Below are 14,700 nucleotides of genomic sequence, written 5' to 3'. Positions count from 1 at the left end.
AAAAAATACATCTATTTAATATTAGACTTTTCTAATACTATAGATGTATCATTATTTTAAATTTCTAATAATTCTATTATTTTTTCTACTCTATCATCAATTACTTTATAATTTATTTCAAGCCCATTTCTTTCACCTTCAATTACTTTTGCAGCTCTAAGCTTTTGTAAATGTTGTGATATTGTTGACTGAGGCATATTTAAACAACTTTGCATAAATGTTACATTGCACTCACCTTTATTAAGTAAGCCTCTAACTATACAAAGTCTTACTGGATGTGCTAAAACTTTTAAAAATTCTGCAACCTCATTTAAGTTTTTATAATCGTTATCCATATATCTTCACCTTTACCTTTTATCTATAGATAGTTTATTTAAAGTCTTTATATCGACAAGTTTCAAGCCCATTAACTTTAAACCCTTGCCCCCATGTTGTATTACTATTGCTCTGCTCATACTTTAGACATTCAACATTAGAACTCTTTGTTGTACTCTCAGCTTTAAAATAATTAAAAACTCCTACTCCTAAAATTACTACTCCCACTAATAATAATTTCAAAAATACTTTATTCTTTTGCATTTTTCCCCCTATTTTATCCCCTTATTGTTAATTAAAAATATACTTTATAACTCTAGTCTAATATTCTAGGGTTACTCTTGTCAATTCTATATGCTAAGTTCCATATGCAAAACGACTTTTTCTTCCCCATCATAAACTCTAATAAACTCTGTTTTTTCTTTAAATCCTAAGCTTTTATATAACCCCTTTGCTCTTTCATTTGTTTTAAATAAGTCTAGTGTTATGCAATTTTCTTTTATATTCTTTTTTAACTCTTCTATTCCTTCTTTTAATAACCTTTTTCCTATACCAAATCCCGCATGGTCTTTACTTACATATAAAAATGATATTTCATTTTCATTTAAGCAAACAAATCCTACTATTTCTCCTTCAATTTCAGCAACTATATTTTTACCTTTTTCAAATTTTTCAAATTTAGGCTTGTCCTCCTCAAATGGTACAACATTTCCTAAATTTGCTGTCTCAAGCTCTCTTCTTCTTCCATCTATATATAATTTTTTTATATCTTCTAAATCATTTACATTGTATTGTCTTATATTCATTTTACTCATCCTTTCAATTTAAATTAAAAGCTATCTCAAAATAAACTTTATTTTAAGATAGCTTTTTTATTTTCATAAATAGTATACCAAATTACACTTTTTTATTTGTTACAAAACAGTATTTTATTTTATAATGTATTTAACCTTTCAAGACAAGATAAGAAAACTCCATTGTCTATTGCTTTCGCCCACATCCCGTCTGAAAATCTTTCCATTCTTAAAAAATACGTTAAAACTGTTCCTATCTCTCTCTCGTCAAGTTCATGTATTTTCTCTAAATCTATTTTTTCTATATTAGCACTATATCCATAATCAACCATATCTGTCTTTGTAAATTCATCTAAAAAATTTAAAACCTTTATATTATAGTCATAGTATCTAACTATCATAGAACCTTCAATTGGCGTCTTCAGTTCATAGTAATTGCTTTTCCCCTCTTTAAAATAATCCAAATACTTTAATAGTTTTTTCTTATTTTCCATCCCAATCTCCTTTTCCCACTAACTTATTACTATTAATTTTACTATATTTTTCCATTAGTTTCAACTTTTGATAATTTTATTCTTATACTATTCAAATTTGAAATCTATGATACAATTTCTAAAAAATATTATTAGGAAAAAGAAGGAATTTTTAAAAACATCTAGAATTTATTTTTATGTAAGGATATACCAATCGGGATTTTAAAATTCAACTACTACTCGTATTTTAAAACTCTAACATGGTATGTCCTTTATTTTTGTTTGCTTAGCTTTAATTGCATTATAAAAATTACTATCGATCCTATTGCCATAAATATAACACCTGTATAATTATGTGTTTTTAGTATAGACATGTCTCCAATTAATATTAATGCTAATATTGGTGATAATACTGGCTTAATAAAGAATATTAAGGATGACATTGTTGCACCTGTATTTTCCATAACTATAAATAATAATGCAAAAGATATTCCCGATACAAAGATTGCAATATATAAAAGTAATATTATATTATGTACACTAATTCCTTGTAATATTGGAATATTACTAAACATACTTAGATTTTTACTAGCCATAAAGTTTGATACTGCACTTATGTGTGATACTAGAATTATCAATAATAATTCTGCACTTCCCACTAAAAATGTAAATACAGTTACTGTTAATCCGTCTAATTTTCTTTTTACTATTGTATATTTACTCATTATGCTATATAAGGCAAAAGTAAATCCTGATGCTAATGCCATTAGCATACTTGGAACTGTTGAATCGCTTAAATCAAATGGATTAATAACAAAAATTAATCCTATAAAACAAACTACTAGTCCTATTATAATTCCCTTATTTATTTTTTCTTTAAATATTATACTTGCAAGTGCAATTGTGAAAATTGGATTAAAGCTAAAAATAACTGCTATAATCGCTGGATTTGATCCTTTCATCACAACAGCTCCAGTAAATAATGTCATACTTACAATAATACATATAAAGCCTGTTATCAGAAAATATCCTAAATCCTTTAATTCTAGCTTTCTTCCTTTTTCTTTAAGCTTTTTCATTGCTAATGGTAATAATACAAGTCCTCCAATAAGAAATCTTATAAAGTTTAATTGTATTGAATTGAATGCTCCATCTGTACATTTAATTGCAATCTCCATTGTACTAAATAAAAATGTGGATATTAATATTAATCCTATATACTTTTTCATATTTTCCCCTTCTTTTCTATTTTTTATATAAATTTATTTTATTCTCTTTATATTAAACCAATATTAATTATGTTAACTCTGAATTAATATTGCTTTTTTAATAAAGAAAAACCCCTGTTCTAGGAGTTTTTCTATAAAATCTGTAAATATCTTATTTGTAGTTTTTAATATATACTTCTAAAAATATTAGTTTCTGTACATACCTTCTAAAGTTGCAACTTCTAAGATATGTCCTCTCATAGCATTATATAACTCATTAACTAAGAATCCGTTTTCTAAGTTTAAATCTATATCTAATGCATATACTCTTAATTCATAAGTGTGATCACAGTTTGGAGGAGCCATTCCACCATAGTTTGAAGCATCTTCTCTTGATAAAGCATCTGCTCCCATCATAGGTGCTCCCCAGCTGTTAACTCCTTGAACGAAATCTGAAGCATTTTCAGACTCTCCTTCTGAAACTTTAGTTTTCTTTAAGTTAGCTCCTGCCCAGTGAATCCAAGTGAATCCACATACTGGAATTGCATCATGGTCATCTAATATAAAAGCAAAGCTTTTAGTTCCTTCTGGTGCATTTTCAATTTCAAAATCAACTGAATGATTTGGCATACCTTTTAAGAATTTTTCTCCGTGTTTACCATGCTTGTCATGGAAATGTCCTTTTTCGTTTATTGAGTTACTTTTAATTTTCATCATAATGTTATCCTCCTAAAGTGCACTTTCGCGCCTATATATATATTATGTAATTTTTATTTTTTTTATTTTGTTCCCTTGAACAATTCTTATTATAGACCTATAAATTTTAAAGGTAAATTACCCACTTTTTTGTTAGCGTGAATTTAATTAAGAATGAAGAATTAAGAGTTAAGAATTGAGGAAAAAACTCGCTAGGGCAAGTTTTGGAAATAAAAAAGAATTGGCAACGCCAATTCTTTTTTATTTTAGATTTTTAATTTTAAATCACTCTTACTTCTTACTTATTAACTCTTAACTCCAAAACCTTCTCTTGCGATAAAATTTATCGTAGATAAATTTTGAGCCCCAAGAATCGCTTGCGATTCCCCCTAATTCTACATTTTTAATTTTTCATTCTTCATTCCCATCGTATTCTAAAATATCTCCTGGCTGACAGTCTAGCTCTTTACATATTGCTTCTAATGTAGAGAATCTTATTGCTTTTGCTTTATTATTTTTCAAAATAGATAAATTTGCATTTGTTATTCCTACATTTTGTGCTAAGTCTTGAAGAGATATTTTTCTTTTTGCCATCATAACGTCTAGGTTTATTATTATAGCCATTTCTTTTCTCTCCTATCTATATTGTTAAGTCATTTTCTTCTTTATATCTTACTGCTTGTGCAAAAACCTTTGCTAATATTCCTATAAAGCATCCTGCTAGTAGAAATATTAGAAACTCTACATTCGTGTGTATTCCAGTTCCATCTATATATATAAATCTAAAGTCACCTTTTATTAAGTTTACTATAAAATTTATAAAGTAACATCCTGATATAACAAAGCAAGCTATTGATATTTTAGTTAATGCCTTTACGTTTCCAATACAGAAAGGATTTTCTAAAATTAATGTTTTCATCATTCCTTTTAGTAAAAATACTATATAAAATATACAACCTATTCCAAGTGTCAGTATAACTACTACTAATATTTTCATTCTTAAAGACATATCTACAGCTTCTATAAAAAATGTTTTATAATACACCTCTATTGTTTCATATATTCCAAAAAGTATTATAAAATTTAATGCAATTCCTATAAATTTAGATAATGAATCTTTTCCATACCATTTCATCTCTTTCCTCCAAAGCCTTTAGTATATATCTTATATTAACATATTTTTTAATTATTATAATAGTTATATTCAAACCATTTAGGATTTATCTTATGCTCATTTTCCCATTCTATCCTGAACTTTAAAGCTTCATATCCATTTGTATACTCATCAGTAACCTCTTTTGGATAATCTAATTTTTCAAAAGTTCCATTATTAATAGCCTCAACTATTGTTCCTTCTGCATCTTTTGATAAATATGATAGATAATATAATGATGAATCACTTTTTTCAATTCCACTCTCTATTCTATTTATATTATATTTTGCAATTATGTTATCCATATTGCAGAAGTTTAATCCTACATATAAAAGAACTCCAACTATTATTATATTTTCCCATCCATTAATATCTTTAAAGAAGTTTATTAATATTATTATTAATGCAATTATTAAAAATACTGAGAATGCTGTTGATAAAAACCTTAATCTTGTAAGACCATATTCATTTATATAATCTTTTAAATTTACTATTGAGTTTACTCCCATCCCTAGACTGAAAAGTACCATTATACTAAATAATATTCTTGTCACTTTTTTAATGGAAGCCTCAAATTTTATCATCATTCCTATATTAATACACATTACTAATAAAAGATTGAAAAACACTTCCCTTGCTGCACTTGAATAACTTTCTTTTATTGAAGTAAGTTGAATTACAGTAAATAATAAATATAATAAATTAATCATTACTAAAACTGTATTTAATCTAGTTTTATTTACTTTATCTTTTCTTACCTTTGCTTTTCTTTCAAAATTTATTCTTTCACCTTTAAACAATCCTGTTAAATAAATATAGCAAAATACAAAAACTATAAATCTAACTATAAATGAACCACTATTTTCAATAATTCTTCCTATAAATATAGATAATCCAAATATATCAATATTACTTGCTCCAAATAATATTATTCCTATTACAATTACTACTGGAACTGATATTAAAAGTCCTATAAAAATATCTTTTGTTTTTTTCTTATCATTGCTAATCTTACTAAATAAATATTCTACTGGATTTTTAACTAATGAGAAATTATAAAAAGGCTTTACAAAAGTACTTCTTAAAACTCCAAATACAAAATCTGATACAAAAACCTTTTTCTTATCTAAAACCATTATCTTCATTCCATATATAATTAAAGCTGGTACTAAAACTAAATTGAACATTCTAAAAACAGGGTTTGTAAAAATAGAATAAGTTATAGACAAGGCCAAGCCTGCTAAAAATAAAAATAATCCAAAGTAATTTTTAACCTTGCTTTTCTTAAAGCAAAACATATACAATCCAACAATAAATGAAATTACAGTAACCCACAATCCATAATAATTCCAAAGCCTTTCCTTGTCTGGTCCTGTTCCAAAAAACATAAAAAATACAATCATTAAACTTATGCCCATTGCAACAAGATTATCAATTCTCTCAGTCTTATTATCATCTTTTATAAAATACTTCTTTAATTTTTTCCCTGTATACATCTTATAAACAGGAAAAACCTCATTTATTATAATTCCATACTTTTCTTTTACCTTATCTCTACCTAAGCTTAAAATTTTAAACTTCTCAAGATTCTCCCTTACTTTAAATCCTTCAATATTCAAAACAATAACTTCTTCATCAGTTCCATAATACTTAAAAGCCCTTCTTTCACCTAAAGTTATATTAGTAAAACTAATCTCACCTTCAAGCTCCTCCCCTAAAGCCTTCACACAATCTTTTTCATCATATCCTTCAAAGAAATCTCCACTTTCCTTCACTAAAATTTCTCTTTCATTAATCTTTACCAATAAAATACACATTCTTACTTACTCCTAAAAAATATTTGCTAGCTTGAATTTAATATAACATCATACAAATCATTTTTCAATATATTTTTATCGTTTTTCGATATTTTTTTATTGAAAAAGAAACTTTTAGAATTAAGAATGAAGAGTTGAGAATTAAGAATTGAGGAAAAAACTCGCTAGGGCGAGTTTTGGAAATAAAAAAAAATTGGCATTGCCAATTTCTTTTTTATTTCAAATTCTAAATTAAAATCACTCTTACCTCTAATCTATTAACTCTTAACTCAAAAACTCTCTTACGATAAAATTTATCGCAGATAAATTTTGAGTCCCCCCACAAGACTTGCTTGCAAGTCCCCCTAATTCTTCATTTTTAATTCTAAATTCCTAATTCCCTACATCCTTGACGCCACATACCATTCCCCAATAACTTCCTCTCCATCTATTTCTATAAATGCAAGCTTTCCATCACATTCATCTGCTGGTGTAAAAACTCCTGTATCTGTACAGATTACTTTTTTTCCAAATCTATTGATTCTAATTCCAACTTTAGTTTCTTTTTCAAATGCATTTTGCATAGGAGTATGTCCAATTATTATATTATATACAGATGACCCAAAGTCTTCTTTTTTAAGTTCTTTATCAAAAGTATCTAACCAAAGTTGTCTGTTTAATAAAAGTTCTTCTCTCATAGACTTTTCTTTTACTATTTCTTTTATTTCTCTTTTTGATGAAGTTATATCCACATTAAATCCACCATGCATTAATAAAAATGTATCATTTATAAACATATAATGTGGTAAATCTTTTATATATTTATAAATATCCTCTTTATAATGTTCCCCACGTCTTTCCATATCTTCAACAACTTTTTTTCCATCATGTCTTGTCCACTCTTTTACCCTCTCATCACCTTCAATAGCGATTTGAAGAACATATTCATGATTTCCTTTTATATGAATTATATTTTCATGTGCTCTAATATAATCAATAGTCTCAAAGGTTTTAGGTCCTTTATCATTAGTATCACCTATAACGTAAAGAACATCTTCTTCTTTAAAATCTATCTTCTCTAAACCTTCTAAAAACTCATCAAAACAGCCATGTACATCACTTGTTACAAAAATTCTTCCCATCAGAATTCACTCCTTTTATTTATTACTTTAACTATATCAAACCTTTTTCTTTAATTCCAACTTGATGTAGTTAAGAATTAAGAGTTAAGAATTAAAAATTGATGAAAAAACTCGCTAAGGCGAGTTTTGGAAATAAAAAAGAATTGGTAGCACCAATTCTTTTTTATTTCCAATTTCTAATTTTCAGTTTTAAATTCTAGATTAAAATCACTCTTACTTCTAACCTATTAACTCTTAACTCCAAAACTCTCCTACGATAAAATTTATCGCAGATAAATTTTGAGTCCCTCTCATAAGAATCGCTTGCGATTCCCCCTAATTCTTCATTTTTAATTTTAAATTCCTAATTCCCTAAAGATCACACTCACAGAGTTCTTCAAGTTTCTCTCTAAGCATAATTTCTTTGCTTTCACTTGCCAATGTACTTATAGTATCTCCAGCCATTATAACCGTCTCGCCATTTGGAATAAGTACATCTCCTTCACGTTCTATAGAAACAATTAACACATTTTTACCTAAGTTTATTTCTTTAAGTTTTTTTCCTGCTATGCTTGAACCCATACTAACTATATATGAAACTACAACTTCACCTTTATTTTCCTTAGCATATTCCTCACGCTTTTCTGTTGATTCCATTGCATGAAGTCTCATTTTAAATAATGATTCATATACAGGTTCACATCTTAGAAGTTCTGCTACCATATAAGCTACACCACATACTAATATTATTGGTCCAAATTGTGTAAATGAACCACTCATTTCACATACAAGCATTACTCCTGTTATTGGTGCTCTTACTATTGATGCAAACATTCCTGCCATTGCAAAAAGTATAAAGTTTGTTAAGTATATTCCATCTAAATCAAAGAATTGTATTGATGTTTCTGCAAATATTAATCCTACTAATGCTCCAAGAGTAAGTAATGGGAAAAGTATTCCTCCTGGTGTTCCTGATGAGAAACTTATCATTGAAAAAATGAATTTAGCTATTAATAATATGATTGCAAATTTTAAAACTATATTTCCATGTAATGCTGTATCTATTAATCCTTTTCCTCCACCTAAAACTTCTGGTAAGAAAAGTCCAAAGAACATTGCACATACAAATGGAATTATCATTTTAAATTGAATTGGTAACTTTATTTTTTTATAAAGTCCCATTGTTTTTACTAATGATTTATTATATATAACTCCTGCAAGTCCTACTATTATACCTAAAAGTACTAGATATCCATAATATCTAAATGGTAATGTTGCAAGAACATGTGATCTTAATATTGGTTTTTTTCCAAAGAAAAACCAAGTTATTGCATCTGATGATACTGCTGCTGCTATTGCAGACACAAATAAAACCGGTGTAAACTTCTTATGTACTTCTTCAAGAACAAACATAACTCCTGCAAAAGGTGCATTAAATGCTGCTGCAAGTCCGGCTCCGGCTCCACTTGATATTAAAAATCTTTTTTCAATTTTTAGTTTTTTAGTAATATTTCCAAAGAAGTGACCAACACTCGCCCCTAATTGGATTGAAGGTCCTTCTATCCCTAATGATAGTCCTGACCCTATTGCTAAAACTCCACCTACAAATTTATAAATTATTAATTTTATTGGTGAAGGTGCTTTAAAATATCCTGTTAATATCCCTTCAATTTGCGGAATACCACTTCCACTAATCATAGATTCATCTTTAACCATAAGTCCTACAATAATTCCTACTATGGCTAAAATTATTAAACCTATAATTATAAATAAAACGTGTTTACTCATAAAGTTATACGCTAAATAAGTGTAGCCAAGTATATGATCTAATACTACTCTATATAAAGATACTAAAATTCCTACTCCAATCCCGACAAGTACACTTTCAAGAATTACTCGAAGTTTTGAAGCATTGATCATTCTCTCAATCTTGCTATCCATTTTTATCCTCCTATTTAATTAAACTGTAGATAAAATATGTTTTAATTCAGATTTTTAGAAACTTGCTTAAACTAATTATTTATCCTACATTAACATTATATATCTCTACAAACTTTTAACTCAAAGGATATATTATTAAAAATTTATAAACTTTTACTACACTTAAATCCTTTTTTTACTTTTTATCCCTTTAAAAGTAAAATGTAAACCTTATCTACTTATTTAAGCCATTTTTTCAGAATTTTTTATCTTTTATTTTTGTATTTTTATACTATAATTTTCGCATATATTACTTTTTTATATTAAATTTTAATTCATTTTATTTAAATTTTATATTTTTATTCTAAAAAAATGTTACCTTTATTTAAATATAAAGATAACATTTTTCACATTTATTTCATTAATTTGCAAATATCACTTACAAAATCTGTTGGATCTTCAACACTTAAGCCTTCCATTAATAATGCTTGATTATATAGAAGATTTACATAAAGATTAAATTTTTCTTTATCAGTTTCATAAGAATTTTTCATAGCTTTAAAAACTTCGTGATTAGTATTTATTTCTAATACCTTTTGAGATTCTACATTTTCATTGTTTGGCATAGCTTTTAAAATCTTTTCCATCTCTATTGAAACTTCACCTTCTGATGAAAGACATACTGGATATTTTTTAAGTTTTGATGATGCTTTTACATCTTTTACTTTTCCATCTAAAGCTTCTTTTATTCCTGTAAATAAATCTTTATTTTCTTCATTTGCCTTTGTTTCTTCATCTTTATTTTCAATCCCTAAATCACCTGAAGAAACTGATTTAAATTCTTTTTCTTCAAAGTTTTGAAGTGCCTTTATAGCGAATTCATCTATGTCTTCTGTGAAGTAAAGAACTTCGTATCCACTATCTAATACAGCTTCTGTTTGAGGCATTTTCTCTATTCTTTCAATGCTTTCACCTGCTGCATAGTAAATGTATTTTTGGTCTTCTCTCATTCTTTCAACATATTCTTTTAAAGTTACCATTTTCTTTTCACTTGAAGAATAGAACATTACTAAATTCTTTAAGTCATCTTTATTTGCTCCAAACTCATCATAAATTCCAAATTTAAGAACTCTTCCAAATGATTTATAAAACTTATCATAAGCTTCTCTCTCATTTTTTATCATTCCTTGAAGCTCATTTTTAATTTTATTTTTTATATTTTTAGCTATTTTTTTAAGTTGTCTATCATGTTGTAATAATTCTCTTGAAATATTTAATGAAAGGTCTTGTGAATCTACTATACCTTTTACAAATCCAAAGTAATCTGGTAATAATTCTTCACATTTTTCCATTATTAATACACCATTTGAATATAACTCTAAGCCTTTTTTATAATCCTTTGTGTAATAATCATATGGAGTATTCTCTGGAATATACATAATTGCATTGTAGCTTATCATTCCATCAACACTAACATGCATATGCTTTAATGGTTTATCAAAACCAAATCTTTTCTCAAAATAAAAACTATTATAATCTTCATCAGTTAATTCAGATTTATTTTTTCTCCAAATTGGAATCATACTATTTATAGTTTCTTCCTCTTTATACTCTTCATACTCTTCTTCTGAACCTTCTTTTAATTTTGATTTTGTTGCATCTATTTTAATTGGATATCTTATAAAATCAGAGTACTTCTTAACTAAGCTTCTTAATTTATATTCATTTAAATATTCATCAAAGTTTTCATCTTCGCTATTTTCTTTTAAATGAAGTGTTATCTCTGTTCCAAAATCCTCTTTTTCTGATTCTTTTATAGTATAGCCTTCTACTCCATCTGATTCCCATAAATAAGCCTTATCAGAACCAAAGGCTTTAGTTTTTACTTCTACATGGTCAGCTACTAAGAATGCAGAATAGAATCCTACACCAAATTGTCCTATAATATCATATCCATCTTTTAATTCATTTTCATTTTTAAATTGAAGCGAACCACTTTTAGCAATTACTCCTAAGTTTTCTTCAAGTTCTTCCTCAGTCATACCAATACCAGTATCTTTAATAGTTAAAGTTCTGTTTTCAGCATTTGGTATAAGCTTTATAAAATAATCATCCTTATTAAAACTTAAAGTATTATCACTTAAAGTTTTGTAATAAATTTTATCAATTGCATCACTAGCATTTGAAATTAACTCTCTTAAAAATATCTCTCTATTTGTATAGATAGAGTTAATAACAATATCTAATAATCTTTTTGATTCTGCTCTAAATTGCTTTTTTTCCATTTTTAAAACATCTCCTTTTAAATCCTCATTATTAGCACTCTATCCAATTGAGTGCTAATCCATAATTCTGTTATATCATATCAAATTTTTATTGTCAATAACTGTATTAAGATAAAAAAATCTACAACTTTCGCTGTAGATTTTTTTAGACAATATTAAAATTTATATAACTAAGGTTATCACATTGAATACCTATTAGAGTATTCTAAATGATTATTATATCACCTATTATACATTGTTTATATTTATTTGTAAATATTAGCATATACTTTTTATTTTTCTTTTACTATATTTTTATACCCTAAATAAGTTACTATGAAATATCCTGCATATATTACTATTATTACTCCCATTGTCATTAAAGATGCATTAACTATACTTGATTTTCCAAAATTCGAAATCAACTCTTCTGATACATATATTCCTATAGTTGAGTGAACTAATGCTAAGATTAATGGCAATCCAAAGTATGTTAATGTTTGCGTAAATATAGTTTTATTTATAGCTTTTTTAGATGCTCCAATTTTTCTAAGTGCTACATATCTATCATAACTGTCACTTGCTTCTGAAAGTTGTTGAAGTGATAATACAGCTGCACTTGATACTAGGAATATTACACCTATATACATTGCTATATAAAGAATCATTGATGTCATCTGACTTTGTCCTTGATTTGCTAAATCCTTAGTCATTAATCCAAGAACAACCTCATCATTTCCTTTTTCACCAATTCTTAATATTCCTTGTTTATTAAATTCATTAGTTAAGAATTTTTCTGACTCTTTATTATTGTTATAATTTATATTTAACTCCTCATTTATAGTCCACGTATTTTTTAAGACATTATCATTTACTACAACAATGAAGCTTGAATTTGCCATCTGGCTTGTAATTAGGTTTTCTTCTGAATAACTTACAACATTAAATTCTTTTCCATTTATATTTAATTTATTTTTTTCTTTTAAATTTGCAATTGATTTATTTATCATTGTAACATTTGAAACTACAATTGCATCATTTTCTCCAAGGCTTACGGTTTTTTTTCCTTGTATTTCTTGATTTTTATTATATTGACTCAAGCTTATAAAATACGTTAATGTGTTCCCTCCTAGCATTTGCTTTTCAGATGGTGCAAATGAGCTTCCTAGAACCTTCTCCATAGTTTGCCCATCCATAATTTTTGTATCTAAAAGACTGTAACTACACCCTTGTGGTAATTTTATTTCATTATTTTTTATAACCTTCTCTAAGGTATTATTTTTTGATGAAACATATGTTGATATTGTTGCATCAAAAGGAGTAAATCTACTTATATTTTGACTTTTAAATCCTACTGATACTGATATTAAGCTTATTGTTATAAACAACATTAAACATATAACTGCCATTGAAATGAAGTTTGTGTTTATTTTGCTATTCATTTGTTTTACTGTAAATATATTAAGTTTTCTATAATAAACTCCTTTTATTTTTTGTATTACAAGAATAATAAATCCTGTAAATCCATAGAAAAATAAAATTGTTCCTACAACTCCTAATACTATAGACATTTTAAAGTCTGTAGTTTGGATATTTACAAGCCCTGATTTTATTACTAATTTATATGCAACTAATAACATACCTATTGAAATTATAAATATTAACCCTGACACTAATGGACTCTTTATTTTTATCTTTTCATTTTTCTTATGAGCTGTTAATAAGTCTATAAGCTTATATTTTGAAACTATCATTACATTAAATATCATAACTAATATAAATATTATTCCAAAATATATTATTGTTTGAATTATTGCTGGTACTGATATCACTAGTGAAAATTTTTCTGCTCCTACTGAGAATAGTTTTATAGTTAACAATCCTAAAAACTGTGATAAAACTATCCCACCTAAAAGTCCACAAATTAATGATACTATTCCTATAATAAACTCTTCTAAAACTAATATTTTAGAAATTTTTCCTTTTCCCATCCCAAGACTCATATAAAGTCCTAATTCTCTTTTTCTTCTTTTTATTAAGAAGTTGTTCGCATATATAATAAGACATCCTAAAACTATTGATACAAACACTGAAATATATCCAATTACAGTTCCTATTGCCTCAATTATCTCTTTATCTCCAGTTGTTCCAAGTAATTTTCCTTGCGCACCAACTGAGTTAAATGCATAGAAAATACATACTGCTATACTTAATGTTAAAAAGTATATAGCATAATTTTTCATACTCTTCTTAACATTATTTAATGCTAGTTTAAAGTTCATTTGAAGTTTCACCTCCAAGTAATGTTACAACTTCGATTATTCTATTAAAGAAATCTTTTCTTGAAGAATTTTCTTTATTTATTTCTGTAAATAACTTTCCATCTTTTATGAATATTACTCTATTTGAATAACTAGCTGTAAATGGGTCATGTGTTACCATAAGGATTGTACTTTTTAATTCTTCATTTATTTCTTCAAAATTTTCTAAAAGTAATCTAGCTGACTTTGAATCTAATGCTCCAGTTGGCTCATCTGCTAAAACAAGTGCTGGCTTTTTAACTATTGCTCTAGCACAAGCAACTCTTTGCTTTTGTCCTCCTGAAACTTCATAAGGATACTTTTCTAAAATTTCTAAGATTCCAAGTCTCTTAGCAACCTCTTCAATCTTTTCATCTATTAAACTTGCTTTTTCACCTTTTATAGTCAATGCTAAAGCTATATTTTCTCTCATTGTTAATGTATCTAAAAGGTTATAATCTTGGAATATGAAACCAAGCTTTTGCCCCCTAAATTTCTCTAATTTCTTTCCTTTTAATCTGCTTATATCTTCATTTTCTAAAATTATTTTTCCTGTTGTTATTTTATCAATAGTCGATATACAGTTTAGAAGTGTAGTTTTACCTGATCCTGATGCTCCCATTATAGAAACAAATTCTCCCTCTTCAACTTCAAAGCTTA

Annotated in this window: 14 protein-coding genes; all 14 read right to left on the bottom strand. The window is 26.9% G+C overall.

The window, feature by feature from the left end; all coding sequences use genetic code 11:
- Nucleotides 1-56: 56 nt before the first annotated feature.
- Nucleotides 57-335 (bottom strand): ArsR/SmtB family transcription factor, encoded by a 279-nt coding sequence (locus ACRC28_RS15870; RefSeq protein WP_438544417.1) that lies wholly within the window; start codon nt 333-335, stop codon nt 57-59.
- A 34-nt stretch (nt 336-369) separates the two neighbouring features.
- Nucleotides 370-579: a hypothetical protein gene (locus tag ACRC28_RS15865; protein WP_438544416.1), complete on the bottom strand. Its 210-nt coding sequence runs from the start codon at nt 577-579 to the stop codon at nt 370-372.
- Nucleotides 580-665: 86 nt separating this feature from the next.
- Entirely contained in the window at nt 666-1,121 is a 456-nt protein-coding gene (locus ACRC28_RS15860) for a GNAT family N-acetyltransferase (RefSeq protein WP_438544415.1), read from the bottom strand.
- Nucleotides 1,122-1,249: 128 nt separating this feature from the next.
- Entirely contained in the window at nt 1,250-1,603 is a 354-nt protein-coding gene (locus ACRC28_RS15855; protein ID WP_438544414.1) for a DUF6508 domain-containing protein, read from the bottom strand.
- Between the two features lie 251 nt (nt 1,604-1,854).
- Complete coding sequence (locus ACRC28_RS15850; protein WP_438544413.1) at nt 1,855-2,811, bottom strand: DMT family transporter; 957 nt, start codon at nt 2,809-2,811, stop codon at nt 1,855-1,857.
- Nucleotides 2,812-2,997: 186 nt separating this feature from the next.
- Nucleotides 2,998-3,507 carry a YbhB/YbcL family Raf kinase inhibitor-like protein gene (locus ACRC28_RS15845; RefSeq protein ID WP_438544412.1) on the bottom strand — a complete coding sequence of 170 codons (510 nt, stop codon included), beginning with the start codon at nt 3,505-3,507 and terminating at the stop codon, nt 2,998-3,000.
- Nucleotides 3,508-3,897: 390 nt separating this feature from the next.
- Nucleotides 3,898-4,110, bottom strand: coding sequence for a helix-turn-helix domain-containing protein (locus tag ACRC28_RS15840; RefSeq protein WP_438544411.1), 213 nt, complete (start codon nt 4,108-4,110; stop codon nt 3,898-3,900).
- Nucleotides 4,111-4,126: 16 nt separating this feature from the next.
- Nucleotides 4,127-4,621 (bottom strand): DUF2975 domain-containing protein, encoded by a 495-nt coding sequence (locus ACRC28_RS15835; protein ID WP_438544410.1) that lies wholly within the window; start codon nt 4,619-4,621, stop codon nt 4,127-4,129.
- A gap of 47 nt (nt 4,622-4,668) precedes the next feature.
- Complete coding sequence (locus ACRC28_RS15830; RefSeq protein ID WP_438544409.1) at nt 4,669-6,456, bottom strand: DUF4153 domain-containing protein; 1,788 nt, start codon at nt 6,454-6,456, stop codon at nt 4,669-4,671.
- Nucleotides 6,457-6,836: 380 nt separating this feature from the next.
- The gene (locus ACRC28_RS15825; protein WP_438544408.1) at nt 6,837-7,577 is read right to left on the bottom strand and encodes a metallophosphoesterase; all 741 of its coding nucleotides are present in this window, start codon (nt 7,575-7,577) and stop codon (nt 6,837-6,839) included.
- A 351-nt stretch (nt 7,578-7,928) separates the two neighbouring features.
- The gene (locus ACRC28_RS15820) at nt 7,929-9,497 is read right to left on the bottom strand and encodes a chloride channel protein (RefSeq protein ID WP_438544407.1); all 1,569 of its coding nucleotides are present in this window, start codon (nt 9,495-9,497) and stop codon (nt 7,929-7,931) included.
- 392 nt (nt 9,498-9,889) lie between these two features.
- On the bottom strand, nt 9,890-11,761 hold the full coding sequence (htpG, locus tag ACRC28_RS15815; RefSeq protein ID WP_438544406.1) for a molecular chaperone HtpG: 1,872 nt from the start codon (nt 11,759-11,761) through the stop codon (nt 9,890-9,892).
- Nucleotides 11,762-12,033: 272 nt separating this feature from the next.
- On the bottom strand, nt 12,034-14,022 hold the full coding sequence (locus ACRC28_RS15810; RefSeq protein ID WP_438544405.1) for an FtsX-like permease family protein: 1,989 nt from the start codon (nt 14,020-14,022) through the stop codon (nt 12,034-12,036).
- On the bottom strand, nt 14,012-14,700 hold a 689-nt coding region (locus ACRC28_RS15805; protein ID WP_438544404.1), incomplete at its 5' end, for an ABC transporter ATP-binding protein. The genes ACRC28_RS15805 and ACRC28_RS15810, both read right to left, overlap by 11 nt.

Origin of the sequence: Clostridium sp. (assembly GCF_051650885.1) — a bacterium.
Taxonomy (GTDB): domain Bacteria; phylum Bacillota; class Clostridia; order Clostridiales; family Clostridiaceae; genus Clostridium.
This window is presented reverse-complemented; position numbering and strand designations above follow the sequence as displayed.

Bases quoted from the DNA above. Each gene is read 5' to 3' on its own strand.
- ACRC28_RS15830 (WP_438544409.1), bottom strand. From the start codon at position 6,456: ATGTGTATTTTATTGGTAAAGATTAATGAAAGAGAAATTTTAGTGAAG.
- ACRC28_RS15850 (WP_438544413.1), bottom strand. From the start codon at position 2,811: ATGAAAAAGTATATAGGATTAATATTAATATCCACATTTTTATTTAGT.
- ACRC28_RS15820 (WP_438544407.1), bottom strand. From the start codon at position 9,497: ATGGATAGCAAGATTGAGAGAATGATCAATGCTTCAAAACTTCGAGTA.
- ACRC28_RS15860 (WP_438544415.1), bottom strand. From the start codon at position 1,121: ATGAATATAAGACAATACAATGTAAATGATTTAGAAGATATAAAAAAA.
- htpG (WP_438544406.1), bottom strand. From the start codon at position 11,761: ATGGAAAAAAAGCAATTTAGAGCAGAATCAAAAAGATTATTAGATATT.
- ACRC28_RS15870 (WP_438544417.1), bottom strand. From the start codon at position 335: ATGGATAACGATTATAAAAACTTAAATGAGGTTGCAGAATTTTTAAAA.
- ACRC28_RS15855 (WP_438544414.1), bottom strand. From the start codon at position 1,603: ATGGAAAATAAGAAAAAACTATTAAAGTATTTGGATTATTTTAAAGAG.
- ACRC28_RS15865 (WP_438544416.1), bottom strand. From the start codon at position 579: ATGCAAAAGAATAAAGTATTTTTGAAATTATTATTAGTGGGAGTAGTA.
- ACRC28_RS15835 (WP_438544410.1), bottom strand. From the start codon at position 4,621: ATGAAATGGTATGGAAAAGATTCATTATCTAAATTTATAGGAATTGCA.
- ACRC28_RS15840 (WP_438544411.1), bottom strand. From the start codon at position 4,110: ATGGCTATAATAATAAACCTAGACGTTATGATGGCAAAAAGAAAAATA.
- ACRC28_RS15845 (WP_438544412.1), bottom strand. From the start codon at position 3,507: ATGATGAAAATTAAAAGTAACTCAATAAACGAAAAAGGACATTTCCAT.
- ACRC28_RS15810 (WP_438544405.1), bottom strand. From the start codon at position 14,022: ATGAACTTTAAACTAGCATTAAATAATGTTAAGAAGAGTATGAAAAAT.
- ACRC28_RS15825 (WP_438544408.1), bottom strand. From the start codon at position 7,577: ATGGGAAGAATTTTTGTAACAAGTGATGTACATGGCTGTTTTGATGAG.